General features: G+C 63.3%; 8 protein-coding genes and 1 pseudogene. 7 read left to right on the top strand and 2 right to left on the bottom strand.

Annotated elements, in window-relative coordinates:
- Nucleotides 1-7: 7 nt before the first annotated feature.
- The 6 genes from JFV30_RS19895 (at nucleotide 8) to JFV30_RS19870 (ending at nucleotide 11674) form a co-directional block, all read left to right on the top strand.
- Nucleotides 8-3070 (top strand): efflux RND transporter permease subunit, encoded by a 3063-nt coding sequence (locus JFV30_RS19895; RefSeq protein ID WP_201124995.1) that lies wholly within the window; start codon nucleotides 8-10, stop codon nucleotides 3068-3070.
- Between the two features lie 5 nt (nucleotides 3071-3075).
- Nucleotides 3076-6201: an efflux RND transporter permease subunit gene (locus tag JFV30_RS19890; RefSeq protein ID WP_029615732.1), complete on the top strand. Its 3126-nt coding sequence runs from the start codon at nucleotides 3076-3078 to the stop codon at nucleotides 6199-6201.
- The gene (locus JFV30_RS19885) at nucleotides 6198-7613 is read left to right on the top strand and encodes an efflux transporter outer membrane subunit (RefSeq protein ID WP_169385921.1); all 1416 of its coding nucleotides are present in this window, start codon (nucleotides 6198-6200) and stop codon (nucleotides 7611-7613) included. Before JFV30_RS19890 ends, JFV30_RS19885 begins: the two co-directional genes overlap by 4 nt.
- A 67-nt stretch (nucleotides 7614-7680) precedes the next feature.
- On the top strand, nucleotides 7681-8586 hold the full coding sequence (locus tag JFV30_RS19880; RefSeq protein WP_010166227.1) for a DUF808 domain-containing protein: 906 nt from the start codon (nucleotides 7681-7683) through the stop codon (nucleotides 8584-8586).
- 34 nt (nucleotides 8587-8620) lie between these two features.
- Entirely contained in the window at nucleotides 8621-9604 is a 984-nt protein-coding gene (locus tag JFV30_RS19875; protein WP_201124994.1) for a GlxA family transcriptional regulator, read from the top strand.
- 72 nt (nucleotides 9605-9676) lie between these two features.
- Nucleotides 9677-11674: an FUSC family protein gene (locus JFV30_RS19870; protein ID WP_201124993.1), complete on the top strand. Its 1998-nt coding sequence runs from the start codon at nucleotides 9677-9679 to the stop codon at nucleotides 11672-11674.
- A 30-nt stretch (nucleotides 11675-11704) separates the two neighbouring features.
- Here the strand turns inward: JFV30_RS19870 and JFV30_RS19865 are convergent, their stop codons facing one another.
- Together JFV30_RS19865 and JFV30_RS19860 are read right to left on the bottom strand one after the other, a co-directional pair.
- Nucleotides 11705-12493, bottom strand: a complete 789-nt coding sequence (locus tag JFV30_RS19865) for an MlaA family lipoprotein (RefSeq protein ID WP_003210582.1) — start codon at nucleotides 12491-12493, stop codon at nucleotides 11705-11707.
- Nucleotides 12486-13784, bottom strand: a complete 1299-nt coding sequence (locus JFV30_RS19860) for a serine protein kinase PrkA (RefSeq protein ID WP_010166231.1) — start codon at nucleotides 13782-13784, stop codon at nucleotides 12486-12488. The genes JFV30_RS19865 and JFV30_RS19860 overlap by 8 nt, the downstream gene beginning before the upstream one ends.
- 236 nt (nucleotides 13785-14020) lie before the next feature.
- Here JFV30_RS19860 and JFV30_RS19855 point away from each other — a divergent pair.
- Nucleotides 14021-14388: pseudogene (locus JFV30_RS19855) on the top strand (hypothetical protein).
- Nucleotides 14389-14470 lie beyond the last annotated feature (82 nt).

The raw sequence follows: 14470 nt of genomic DNA, 5'->3' as shown, positions 1-14470 counted from the left end.
GCCGAGCATGAACATTTCGCGGCCCTTTATCGAACGTCCCGTCGCCACCACCTTGATGATGGTCGCGGTGCTGTTGCTGGGGATGCTGGGGTATCACTTGCTGTCGGTGTCGGCATTGCCCGAAGTCGATTACCCGACTATCCAGGTCTTCACCCAATACCCCGGCGCCAGCCCGGACGTGGTCAGTTCTTCCATCACCGCACCGCTGGAGCGCCAGCTCGGCGAGATGCCGGGCCTTAAATCCATGAACTCCACCAGCTCCGACGGCGCTTCGGTGGTGACCCTGCAATTCGACCTGTCGCTATCCCTGGACGTCGCCGAACAGGAAGTACAGGCCGCGATCAACGCTGCCGGGACCTTCTTGCCGGCCAACCTGCCGTACCCGCCGGTGTACAGCAAGGTCAACCCGGCGGATGCGCCGGTGCTGACCCTGTCCCTGACCTCCGATGTGCTGCCGCTGACCAAGGTCGAAGACCTGGCGGACACACGCCTGGCGCAGAAAATCTCGCAGATCACCGGCGTCGGCCTGGTGACCATCAGCGGCGGCCAACGCCCGGCGGTGCGGGTCGAGGCGAACACCTCGGCGCTCAATAGCCTTGGCCTGTCCATCGATGACCTGCGCAGCTCCCTCGGCACCGCCAACGTCAATCAGGCCAAGGGCAATATCGATGGCAAGTTCCAGGCCTATTCCATTGGTGCCAACGACCAGCTGCAATCGGCCGAGGAATACCGCGACCTGGTAATCGCCTATAAAAACGGCGCGCCGATTCGCCTGTCACAGATCGCCAGTTCCACCCAGGGCCCGGAAAACCCGCGTCAGGCCGCGTGGACCAACAGCACGCCGTCGATTGTGCTGAATATCCAGCGCCAGCCCGGCGCCAACGTGATTGAAGTGGTCGACCGCGTGCAGCAATTGCTGCCCAAGCTGCGGGCGAGTTTGCCGGGTACCTTGAAGGTCGCGGTGCTGACTGACCGCACCCAAACCATCCGCGCCTCGGTCACCGATGTGCAGTACGAACTGGCCATGGCCATCGCGCTGGTAGTGATCGTGATTTTCGCGTTCCTGCGCAACGTGCCGGCCACGATCATTCCCGCCGTCACCATTCCGCTGACGCTGGTGGGCACCCTGGCGGTGGCCTATGCATTGGGCTTCTCCCTGAACAACCTGACGCTGATGGCGCTGACGATTGCCATCGGGTTTGTGGTGGATGACGCCATCGTGATGATCGAAAACATCACGCGCTATATCGAGGCCGGCGACTCACCGCTGGAGGCTGCACTCAAGGGTTCGGAGCAAATCGGCTTCACGATTATTTCGCTGTCGATTGCGCTGATCGCAGTGATGATCCCGCTGCTGTTCATGGGCGATGTGGTCGGCCGCTTGTTCCGCGAATTCGCCATGACCGTGGCCGTGACCATCGTGATCTCGGCGTTCATCTCCCTGACCCTGACGCCGATGATGTGCGCGCGGATGCTCAAGAATAAGCATGAAGAACGCCGTGCGGATTTCTTCGACCGCATCAACACCCACTACGTACGCGGCCTGGACTGGGTGCTGGCGCACCGCACGCTCACGCTGATTTCGGTGGTGCTCACTGCTGCGTTGACCCTGGTGACGCTGGTGATCATGCCCAAGGGCTTTTTCCCGGACCAGGACACCGGCCTGATCCAGGGCATTTCCCAGGCGGCGCCGACGGTTTCGTTCCAGCAGATGCAGACCGAACAACAGCGCCTCGCCGCCCGGATCCTCAAGGACCCGGCGGTGCAAAGCCTGTCGTCGTTTGTCGGGATCGACCAGACCAACCCGACCATCAACCAGGGCAACCTGTTGATCAACCTCAAGCCCCGGGGCGAGCGTGACAGCGCCACCGACGTGATCCGCCGGCTCTCCGATGCCAACGCCGACGACGCCGGCATCCGCCTGTACCTGCACTCGGTGCAGGACCTGACCCTCGACGCCACGGTGTCTACCACCAGCTACCGCCTGGGCCTGCAAGCCACCGACCCGGACGAGCTGGAGCAGTGGACCACCAGGCTGCTGGCGGCGATCAAGCAAGACCCGATGTTCACCGACGTGCAAAGCCAGGCGATGCAGTTCGGCAACCAGATCCAGCTGACGTTTGACCGCGCCACCGCCTCGCGCCTGGGCATCACGCCACAGGCCATCGACGATGTGCTGTACGACGCCTTCGGCCAGCGCCAGGTCTCGACGATTTATACCCAGCTCAACCAGTACCACGTGGTGATCGCCACCGACCATCCGCCGCGCAACTTGTCGGATTTGCTCACGGGGTTGTACGTGGATATTCCCGGTGGCGGTGTCGCGCCGCTGTCGAGCATGGCCACCATGCAAGTGATACGTGCCCCCGTGACCATCAACCGGCTGGGCCAGTTTCCGTATGCCGACGTGTCGTTCAACCTCGCCCCCGGCCAGACCCTTGGCGCGGCCGTCACGCGGCTCAAGGACATCGAGGCCAAGGTCGGTCTGCCGCTGTCGGTGCAGGCCAACCTTGAAGGCGCGGCGGCGACGTTCGAGCAGTCGCTGTCGAACCAGGTGTTCCTGGTGGTGGCGGCGATTGTGGTGGTGTACCTGATGCTGGGGATTCTGTACGAGAGCTTCGTGCACCCGGTGACGATCCTTTCGACGCTGCTCTCGGCGGCGCTCGGGGCCTTGCTGGCGCTGCTGGTGACTGGTACGCAGTTCGACATTATCGGCCTGATCGGTATTGTGCTGCTGATCGGCATCGTGATGAAAAACGGCATCATGATGGTCGACTTCGCCCTGGAACTCTTGCGTGAGGGTGGCCTGAGCCCTGTGGCGGCGATCCGTCAGGCGGCGGAGTTGCGGTTCCGGCCGATCCTGATGACCAGCATGGCCTCGCTGTTCGGCGCGGTGCCGCTGGCGCTGGGCACGGGGATTGGCTCGGAGCTGCGCCATCCGTTGGGTATCGCGATTATCGGCGGGCTGTTGCTCAGCCAGTTGCTGACGCTGTTTTCCACGCCGGTGATCTTCCTCGCCATGCATGGCCTGGGGCAGCGTTTCAGCCGTCGCCCGGCTGAAGCGGTCTGATGGCGATGAACCTCAGCGCGCCGTTTGTTCGCCGTCCCATTGCAACCACCTTGATGGCGGCCGGCCTCGCGCTGTTCGGCGCACTGGCTTTTATGCTGCTGCCGGTGGCGCCGCTGCCGGAGGTGGATTTCCCGACCATCAGCGTCAGCGCCTCGTTGCCCGGCGCCGATCCGACCACCGTCGCCAGTTCGGTGGCCACGCCGTTGGAACGGCAGTTCGGCCAGATTGCCGGGGTCACGCAGATGACCTCGTCCAGCAGCCTTGGCTCGGCGCGGATCATCCTGCAGTTCGACCTGAACCGCGACATCGACGGTGCTGCCCGGGACGTTCAGGCCGCGATCAACGCCGCCCGCAGCAACCTGCCCAGCGACCTGTCCGGCAACCCGACGTACCGCAAGGTCAACCCGGCCGACTCGCCAATCTTGATCATCAGCCTGACCTCCGACAGCGCCACGCCGGGGCAGATGTATGACGTGGCTTCGACCCTGCTGGAGCAGCGGCTGTTGCAGACCACCGGCGTCGGTGACGTGACCGTGGGCGGCGGCGCGCTGCCGGCGGTGCGGGTGGAGTTGAACCCCGACCGACTCAACCAGTACGGCGTCAGCCTGGAGCAGGTGCGCCAGGTGATCAACGCGTCCAACGTCAACCTGCCCAAGGGCAACGTGGCCATCGGCGACCGCAACTACGGCATTGCCGCCAACGACCAGTTGCTCGATGAAAAGGACTACGGGCCGCTGGTGGTCAAGGCGCGCAACGGCGACTTGATCCATATCGCCGACCTCGGCTACGTCCGTGAAGATGTGCAGGACCTGCGCAACTTCGGCCTGTCCAACGGCAAGCCGGCGGTGTTGCTGGTGGTGTTCAAGCAGCCCGGCGCCAACGTGATCGAAACGGTGGACGCGGTGAAAGCCTCGCTGCCGTTTTTGCAAAGCTCGATACCCGCGACGATCAAGCTCGACCTGCTGATGGACCGCACCACCACCATTCGCGCGTCGTTGCACGACGTGGAAGTGACGTTGCTGGTGTCGATCCTGTTGGTGACGCTGGTGACGTTCGGCTTCTTCCGCGACTGGCGCAGCACTCTGGTGCCGGCGATTGTGGTGCCGTTGTCGCTGCTGGGCACCTTCGGCGCGATGTACTTCCTCGGCTACAGCCTGAACAACTTGTCCCTCATGGCGCTGACCATTTCCACCGGGTTTGTGGTGGACGATGCGATCGTGGTGGTGGAAAACATCATGCGTCACCTGGAGCGCGGCAAGACCCGGGTGGAAGCCGCGCTGGCCGGCGCCCAGGAGGTGGGTTTCACGGTGCTGACCATCAGCGTGTCGCTGGTGGCGGTGTTTATTCCGCTGCTGCTGATGGGCGGGATTGTCGGGCGGCTGTTCCGCGAGTTTTCGGTATCGCTGTCGGTGGCCATCGTGATCTCGATGCTGATCTCCCTGACGGTCACGCCGATGCTTGCCAGCGTGCTGTTGCGCGCGCCGAAAGAAATTCACGCAGGCAACGAACACCCGGATTCGCGCTTTCACCGCTTCTACGATCGCACCCTGGGTTGGGTGATCGACCATACGGTGCTGATGGGCTTCGTCACGGTGCTGGTGATCGTGCTTGCCGGTGTGTTGTACGTGCTGGTGCCCAAGGGCTTCTTTCCCCAGGAAGACACCGGGCGCTTGCAGGGCAGCATCCAGGCCAACCAGAGCATTTCCTACGGGGCGATGCAGAAGGACTTCACCGAGATCAACCGCAAGGTGATGAAAAACCCGAATATCGACACCGTCGCCGGGTTTGTCGGCGGTGGCGGAGGCGGCGGCGGGGCGGTCAACAGTGCGCAGATGTTTGTATTGCTCAAGCCCCTGGGCGAGCGCAAGGACAATGCCACCGACATCATCGGGCAGATTCGCCGCAGCCTCGGCGCCATGCCCGGCACCAAGCTGTATTTGCAGTCGGCCCAGGACATCACCGTGGGTGGCCGGCAAAGTGGCGCGCAGTACCAGTACACCCTGACCGCCGATGACCAGGAATCCCTGGATGAATGGGTGCCCAAAGTGGTGGCGGTGCTGCGTAAGTTGCCGCAACTCACCGACCTCAATACCGACCAGCAAGACAACAGCCTGCTGGCCAATGTGCAGATCAACCGCGACACGGCGGCGCGCCTCGGGGTGAGTGTCTCGGCGGTCGACCAGACGCTGTACGACGCCTTTGGCCAGCGCCAGGTGGCCACCCTGTATCGCGCGGCCAACCAGTACCACGTGGTGATGGAAATCGCCCCGGAATACTGGACCGACCCTTCGGCGCTCAAGGGCATTTACGTACCGACAGGCACCCAGGCCACGACCACCAAAGGCACCACGGCGGCGCCCAGCCTGACTACCGAACAGACCCTGGTGCCGCTGTCGGCGCTGGCGGATAACACCGTGGCGCGCACGGCGATCTCCATCAGCCACCAGGGCACGTTCCCGGCGGTGACGGTCTCGTTCAACCTGGCGCCCGGCACGTCCATCGGCCAGGCGACTGCGCTGGTGGACGATGCGGTGAAGCAACTGCGCATGCCCGCCAGTGTGGTGGGCCAGTTTGCCGGTACGGCCCAGGTGTTCCAGTCGTCGGTGGCCAGCGAGCCGTTGCTGATCGTGGCCGCGTTGCTGTCGGTGTATATCGTGCTGGGCATCCTCTACGAAAACCTGATGCACCCGCTGACCATTCTCTCGACCTTGCCCTCGGCCGGTGTCGGCGCGTTGATTGCCTTGCTGCTGACCGGCACCGAGCTGTCGATCATTGCGCTGGTAGGGGTGATTCTGTTGATTGGCATCGTGAAGAAGAACGCGATCATGATGATCGACTTCGCGATCACCGAGCGGCGGGAGTTCGGCCTCACGGCGAAGGAAGCGATTCGCCGGGCGTGCCTGATCCGCTTCCGGCCGATCATGATGACCACCCTGGCGGCGATCCTTGGCGCGCTGCCGCTGGTGCTGGGCACCGGCTACGGCTCGGAACTGCGCCGGCCGTTGGGGATTTCGATTATTGGTGGCCTGCTGTTCAGCCAGGTGCTGACGCTGTACACCACCCCGGTGATCTACCTGTGGCTCGACCGGGCGTCACAGCGCCTGGGTCGGCGTAAGGAAGCAAGGTTATGAACGTGAAATACAGCGTGCTTTGCATCAGCCTGCTGCTCGGCGGCTGCATGGTCGGGCCGGATTACCAGAAGCCCGCCATGGAGCTGCCGCAGACTTTCAAGGAAGGCGCCCAGTGGCAGCGCGCGGCGGCCAACCCCCAAGGGGCGATGGACAGTCAGTGGTGGCTGGCCTATCAGGACCCGGTGCTGAACGACCTGGTGGCGCGCTCGGCCAAGGCCAACCAGTCGATCATCGCGGCGGAGGCGGCCTACCGTCTGGCCCAGGCGCAGGTGGCGTCCAGCCGGGCCGGGTTGTGGCCCACTGTCGGCGTAGGCCTGTCGGGTTCGCGGGGTGTGGGCGGCAGCGGCAGCAGTACATCCAGCACTACCTCGGGCGGTGTCGAGAACAGCGTCAGCGCGACCTTGACCGCCAGCTGGGAGCCGGACCTGTGGGGCCTGGTACGGCGCGGGATAGAGTCCAGCCAGGCCACGGCCCAGCAATCCGACGCGTTGCTGGCCGGGGTGCGGTTGTCCATCAGCTCCAGCGTGGCGAGCAACTACCTCGCCCTGCGGCAGATGGATATCGACGTGCGCCTGCTGCAACAGCAACAGAAGATCAACCAGCAACTGCTGGACATGATCCAGGTGCAGTTCACCCAGGGCGTCGCCACCAACGACCAGTTGCTGGTGGCCCAGGACCAGCTCACCACCTCGATTGCCGACCTGCAAACCTCCCTGCGCGACCGCGAGCAATACGAGCACGCACTGGCGGTGCTGGTGGGCGTGGCGCCGAGCGAATTCGCCGTGGCGGCGCGGGATGACTACACCTTCGTGTTGCCGCGCCCGCCGCTGACCTTGCCGTCAACCTTGCTGCAACGGCGTCCCGACGTGGTGGCGGCGGAGCGCTCGGCCGCGGCGGCCAACGCGAAAATCGGCGTGGCTGAGGCCGCGTTCTTCCCGACCCTGGACCTCACCGCCGAGGCCGGTTATCGCGGCAGCGCGCTGGGCGGGTTGTTCTCGCTGCCCAATCGGATCTGGACCCTGGGCCCGGCGCTGGCGGAAACCCTGTTCGACGGCGGCGCCCGTGAGGCAGCGGTCAGGCAGGCCGAGGCCAGCTACGACCAGATCGCCGCGACCTACCGTGGCACGGTGCTCAGCGCCCTGCAGAACGTCGAAGACAACCTGTCGGCGATCAACCACCTGCAAACCCAGGCCGATGCCTTCCAGCAGGTGTACCAGCGCAACCGGCAACTGTTCGGCAGCCAGGAGGCGCAATTGCGTGCCGGCACTGTCAGCCAGGAGAATGTGCTGACCCAGCAACTGGTGTTGCTGCAAGCCGAGCAGAACCTGCGTGACACCCAGGGCCAGCTCAGCCAGGGCAGTGTGGCGTTGATACAGAGCCTGGGCGGCGGCTGGCAAACCCCTGCGCACTGAACGGCTCGCTAACCCGGTGTGCGCCGCGTTATTCTCGGCGCACTTTGAATCACGGGAAGCCCGAGCCATGGCAGGAAGCAGTTTGCTGGTATTGATCGACGACATCGCAGCAGTGCTCGACGATGTGGCCTTGATGACCAAGATGGCCGCGAAGAAAACCGCGGGCGTGCTGGGGGATGATCTGGCGCTGAATGCCCAGCAAGTCTCCGGGGTGCGCGCCGAGCGGGAAATCCCGGTGGTGTGGGCGGTGGCCAAGGGCTCGTTCGTCAACAAGCTGATCCTGGTGCCCGCGGCCTTGCTGATCAGCGCATTTGCGCCGTGGGCGGTCACGCCGTTGCTGATGCTGGGCGGCGCGTATCTGTGTTTCGAGGGTTTCGAAAAGCTCGCCCATACCTTCTTGCACAAGCGCACCGAAGAACAGGCGCACCTGGTGGAAGCCGTGGCGGACCCGGCCACTGACCTGGTGGCGTTCGAGAAGGACAAGATCAAGGGCGCGATCCGTACCGACTTCATTCTCTCGGCCGAAATCATCGCCATCACCCTCGGCACCGTGGCGGATGCGCCGCTGATGCAGCAAGTGATCGTGCTGTCGGGCATCGCCATCGTCATGACCATCGGCGTCTACGGCCTGGTGGCCGGCATCGTCAAGCTCGATGACCTGGGGCTGTGGCTCACCCAAAAGCCCGGTCAGGCGGCGCGCAGCATTGGCGGGGCGATCCTGCGGGCGGCGCCGTACATGATGAAAAGCCTGTCGGTGATCGGCACGGCAGCGATGTTCATGGTGGGCGGCGGTATCCTGACCCATGGCGTACCGGTGGTGCATCACTGGATCGAGACCGTGAGCCAAAGCACCGGTGGCCTGGCGTGGCTGGTGCCGACGTTGCTCAATGCGGTGGCGGGGATCATTGCCGGGGCCGTGGTGTTGGCGGTTGTCAGCGTGGTGGGCAAGCTCTGGACGCGTGCGAGGGCATAGGCAATTGATCGAGCGACGGCAATTCAGCGGGGGCATGAAAGGCAAGAACCTGCGCTATCTGAATGAAAACCCCGGCGAGGCCCGCCAGACGGTGCGCGTGGGGTTTGTGTTGCTCGAACATTTTTCGCTGCCGGCGTTTACCCAGGCGCTGGATGCGCTGATCACCGCGAACCTGCTGCGGCCGGCGTCGTTTGCCACGTCAACGTTTGGCTTGCAGGAAGGCGAGGTGATCAGCGACCTGGGGTTGGTGATCCGGCCTGATGCGCGGCTTGAGCATTCAGTGCTTAAAGCGCTGGACCTGCTGGTGATCTGCGGTGGCTACCGTACCGAACTGAAGGCCACGGACGAATTCATCCACCTGCTGAAAAGCGCCTCGGAGCAGGGCGTGAGCCTGGCCGGGTTGTGGAACGGTGCGTGGTTCCTGGGGCGTGCGGGTTTGCTTGGCGGCTACCGGTGCGCCGTGCACCCGGAACATCGCCCGGCCCTGGCCGAGTTCTGCAAGGCGACGCAGGTCAGCAGCGAGCCGTATGTGATTGATCGCGACCGGCTGACGGCTTCCAGTCCGTCCGGCGCGTTTCATATGGCGCTGGACTGGATCAAGGGTCTGTACGGCAAAGCCTTGGTCGAAGGCATCGAGGACATCCTGGCGTTTGAGGAGTCGCGTTACCGGCGGGTGAAACCGACGGAAAACATCTGCTTGAGCGCACCGCTGCGTGAGGTGGTGAAGCTGATGGACGCCAACCTTGAAGAGCCCCTGGAGCTTGAGCAATTGGCGGTATACGCGGGCCGTTCCCGGCGCCAGTTGGAGCGCTTGTTCAAGGAGCAACTGGGCACCACGCCTCAGCGTTACTACCTGGAACTGCGCATCACCGAGGCCCGCCGGCTGCTGCAACACACCGAGCTGTCCCAGGTGGACGTGCTGGTGGCCTGCGGATTTGTCTCGCCAAGCCATTTCAGCAAGTGCTACAGCGCGTACTTTGGCTACAGGCCGTCCAAGGAAAAGCGGTTGGTCAAATAGCCGGGAGATTGGCATTCCCGGCAAATATAGATACGATGCTAATCATTAGCTTGCTATCTATATGCGGGTTTCATGAAGTTCTCCACCTTTCAGCTCCCTGATCTCTGGCAAGCGACGCTGACCCCGTCCCGCAACGATCTGCTGTTCGCCCTGCGCAACATGATCGCCGGCGGGGTCGCGTTGTACCTGGCCTTTTGTTTCGACCTGCAGCAACCACAATGGGCGTTGACCACGGTGTTTATCGTGGGCCAGTCCACCAGTGGCATGGTCCTGGCCAAAGGCGCCTATCGGCTGGTGGGCACGTTTGCCGGGGCCATGGTCTCTATCGCGATGATCGGTATGTTGGGTCAGGCACCGCTGCTGTTCCTGCTGTGCATGGCGCTGTGGCTGGCGTTTTGCACCACGGGCGCATCCTTGCTGCGTAATCACGCATCCTATGGTTTTGTGCTGGCGGGTTACACCACCGCGATTATTGCGTTGCCCGCTACGGCCGCACCTTTGGGGGTGTTCGATGAGGCGGTGGCGCGCTGCCAGGAGATCAGCCTGGGGATCCTCTGCGCCTCTATCGCCAGCACGATTTTGTGGCCGCGCCGGGTCGAGCAGGTGCTGGCGGTCCAGGCACGCGCCGCGTGGCAGGCCGGGATACGTGCCGCCGCGTCGGAGCTGTTGGGTAACGATCAGCGTAAAGGCCTGCTCGAAGCGTTGAGCCGCCTCGTAGCCGTGGACAGCCAGCGTGACCACGCCTGGTTTGAAGGGCCCAAGGGCCGGCGCCGCTCCCAGGCCTTGCGGGTGCTCAGCCGTGACCTGCTTGGCCTGCTGCGGGCAGCGCGGGGCGTGGCGCGCCAGCGGATGATGCTTGATGAGACGGTTGCCGTGGTGCCATTGATCGAAGCGGTGGCGGGCGCGTTGCAGCAAGAGCGCCTCGAAGACCTGTCCGAACTGTCGCAGCGGCTTGGCCTGGCGTTGCAGGATCCGCGTCTTGGCCAGGAAGCGCACTTTTGCCTGATGCAACTGGCGCAGGTGCTGCGTTTGATTGACCTGAGTGCATTGACGCTGGTCGCGGTCGAAGAGGGCAGGGTGCCGCCTGGCGCGCCGGGGGCGATGTCCTGGCACCGGGACATCGAGCAAGGCGTGCTCGGCGGGTTGCGCAGTGCACTGGCTTTTCTGGCGGTTGCGGCGTTCTGGATCTTGATGGCATGGCCTTCGGGGCTGGGCGCGGTGTCTATTTGTGGCGTGGTGTTGAGCCTGTTTGCGGCGCGGGAAAACCCGTCGGCCTCCAGCCTGAACTTCCTCAAGGGCATTGCGCTGTCGATTCCCGTGGCCGGGGTTGTGCGCTTTGCGTTGCTGCCGGGGTTCGAGGGTTTTGCGCTGTTATGCCTGGCGCTGGGTGTGCCGCTGTTCGTGGCGTCGCTGTGCATGAGTCGCCCCACACTGGCGGCCACGGCGTCGGCGTTCTGCATCTTTTTCGTCAACAACGTCGGGCCCAGCAATGTGATGACCTACGACTTCGCCGCGTTTCTCAACAAGGCTATCGCGACGCTGGTGGGCGTGGGCATTGCCGTGGTGGTGTTTCGGCTGATTCAGCTGAATCCTGGCGAGCATCACTATCGGCGGATGTTCAAGGCGTCGTTATTCGACCTGGCGCAACTGACCTCCCGCCCTTTGGAGCAGGCCGAAAGCTGGTTTGGCGGGCGCATGGCGGACCGGCTGATTCGCCTATCGCGCTACAGCGAAACCTTGCCTGCTGATCGGCGTGCCCACTGGGACAACGGATTGCTCGGGCTGGATCTGGGGGACGAGTTGCTGGAGCTGCGCGCGTGCCTGGCGGGCAGCCGGGGTGCGTTGGCGAGTGAGCGCGATCGCTATTTGCGGGCGTTGGAGGCGGCGCTGGAAGAGGGCGGCCCGAGCGTGACGAATGAGTCGCTGCTGGATGCACCGGGTGCGGTATTGCTGGAAGTGCTGGAGCAGCCTTCGGGATTGGCGGAGCAGGATCGGGAAATGGCCAGGGCGGCGGTGCTGCAATTGCAGTTTACGTGGCGCAGGTGGTGCAGGCGGGGAGCCGCGGTGTAGGCGCTGGCAAGCCAGCGCCTACACGGGACGTTACTCGGCGATCTGCAACTTGCGCGCTTCGGTGTACACGTAGCGCACCTTTTCGTACTCGAACGGCGAGTTCATCTGGCCGTAGCGGAAGCTGGTCTGGTAGCGCTTGTCGACGGCGCGCAGGGCCCAGATTTCCGGGTGGTTTTCGCTGACCTTGGACACGTTCAGGAAGTTGATCTCGGTCTCGGCGCCATAGTCCACCAGCAGGCCGGTGGTGTCCCGCAGGTTCGACGGACCAAACAGCGGCAGCACCAGGTAGGCGCCGCCCGGTACACCGTAGAAGCCCAGGGTCTGGCCGAAGTCTTCGCTCTGGCGCGGCAGGCCCATGGCGGTGGCCGGGTCCCACAGGCCGGCGATGCCGATGGTGGTGTTGAGCAGCAGGCGCCCGGTGGTTTCCAGGGAACGATGGCCTTTGAGCTGCAGCAGGCTGTTCAACAGGTTGGGCACATCCCCCAGGTTGTTGAAGAAGTTGCTGACGCCGGTACGCAGGAAGCTTGGGGTAACGTAGCGGTAACCGTCCACCACCGGCAGGAACACCCACTGGTCGAAGCGGTAGTTGAAGTGGTAGACCCGGCGGTTCCACGACTCCAGCGGGTCGTAGACATTCAGGGCGTTGACCGACGAACGCTCGAACTCACGCTGGTCCAGGCCAGGATTGAACTTGAGATGGCTCAGGGGCTCCTTGAAACCGTCGGAGTCCACTACGGTCGGCGTGTGGGCCTTGCTGTTGTCGGCATTGGCCACGCCCGCGCACATCAGGGCGGCGAGCAGCAGAAGATATTTAGCCACGGAAGAACTCCAGCATGGCGTCGGCGTTGACGCGGTAGTTGAGGTTGCCGCAATGGCCGCCCAGGGGGTAGACGGTCAAGCGATCGCCGAAGGTTTTACGCAGGAAGCCAAGGTCGCCAGGGCCCAGGATCACGTCGTCGGCGTTGTGCATGACGGCGATTTTCGGGCTGTCGTGCAGGTAGTCCTTGAGCGCATACAGGCTGACCTGGTCAACCAGTTGCAACAGGCTGCCGCCGTCGGAACGGGCGCGCCACATCGGGATCACCTGTTCGGTGAGGTAGCAGTCGAAATCACACTGCAGCGCACGCTTGAGAAATGGCGTGAGGCTGGTGCCTTCGCTGATCGGGTACTTGGGCGGGATGATCAGGCCGCGGCGGTTGATCAGGTCCGAGGTGAAGGCAATGTCGGCCGCCGAGAAGCGGAACGAGGTGCCGATCAGCATCGCCATCTGTTCGTTGGTCAGGTGTTCCTTGGAGTTCTGGAAGTCGTAGAGCAGGGCGTCGTTCAGGTCGATGTAGCCCTTTTGCTGGAAGTAGCGGGTCAGTTTGTTCAACACCAGTTCATAGAAGGTGGTGCTGTTGTTGATGCCCTTGACCTCGGTTTGCACCAGCTTGTCGAGGTTGGTGATCGAGGTGTAGAGGTTGACCGGCGGGTTCAGCAGCAGGACTTTCTTGAAGTTGAAGCTGCGACGGGTTTCATCCAGCTTGCTGACGAAGGCTGCGTCGAGGGCGCCCAGGCTGTAGCCGGTGAGGTAGAAGTCGGTCACCGGCAGCGTCGGGTTTTGCGCGCGCACGGCCTGCATCACGCGGTACATGTCTTCGGCGTCTTCCTGGCTGATGCCGGGGGTGGCGAAGCGCGAGGCGGCGGCGATGAAGTCGAAGCTGGTCGGGGACGACAGTTGGACGACGTGGTAACCGGCCTTGTAGTAGAGCTTTTTCAGGTATTCGTTGATGGTGCTGTCAAAGCGTGCACCGGTGCCGGCGATCAGGAAGATCAGCGGTGCGGCGCGGTCTTGCTTGGCGATGCGGTAGGTGAGTTTCTTCACCGCCCAGAAGTTGTCGGGCAGGCTGAACTCACGCTCGGGGCGCATCGTCAGGGTGTAGTCGGACTGATTGATTTCATCGTCGGACGGCAACTCCGGCCGCAGGTTGGGCGGGGTGGTCGCGATGGTTGCTTCAAACGGGTTGGTCAAAGGGTAGCCATAGCTGGCCTGGTCAATATCGACCGCCAGTGCTGACGCACTCAGAAAAAGGCTGCCCAACAGGGCCGCACAGCGCAAGGAACGGAGCATGACTAAATCCCTAAGAGGAAAACGTGCTGGGTTGGAGTTCGCAGGCTATGACCACCGCGTTGCTTCCGAAGTGCCAGCCTTCGGCACGAAAAGTCGGAAAAAACGTGGGAATCGGGGTAATAGTAGCCAGACGATACACTTTGGCACGCATTGACGAACACTTATCTGTTTACAAGCCTTGCCAACGGCTGCCGGGGGATTAAGCTGGGCGCCGTTTTCGCCTATCGGAGTGCCCTATGTCCCGCCGTTTTCCGCTGATCCTGCTGCTTATTGCCCTGCCACTTTGGCTGGCCGCCAGTTATGGCGCGCGTTACGGATTCATGGAGGATGGCCGTTGGGTGGGCATTTGTGCTGACGAAGCCAGCCGCTGGGAATGCCAGGTGCGTTCCAGCCTGGGGTTGATGATTCACTTCAAGGTGATGGGCTGGGCGGCGTTGGTCACTGCAGTGCTGGGGTTTTTGTGCCGGGCCGGGCAGGGTGGGGGTTGGCAGTGTTGGCGCTGGTGTTCGGGTTTCCGGCGTTGGCGTTGTACAACACGACGTTTGCGGTGTTTGCGGTGGTGATTGCAGGGTTGCGGTTGGTCCGTAAGCCTCGCGTCGCCTGACAGGGCCTCTTCGCGAGCAAGCCCGCTCCCACATTTGACCGAGTACATCCCTTGGAATGCGGTCGAATGTGGGAGCGGGCTT

This window comes from Pseudomonas sp. TH32 (assembly GCF_016650855.1).
Lineage (GTDB): Bacteria > Pseudomonadota > Gammaproteobacteria > Pseudomonadales > Pseudomonadaceae > Aquipseudomonas.
The sequence above is the reverse complement of the archived record's forward strand: the minus strand, read 5'-3'. Positions and strand labels throughout refer to the sequence as shown.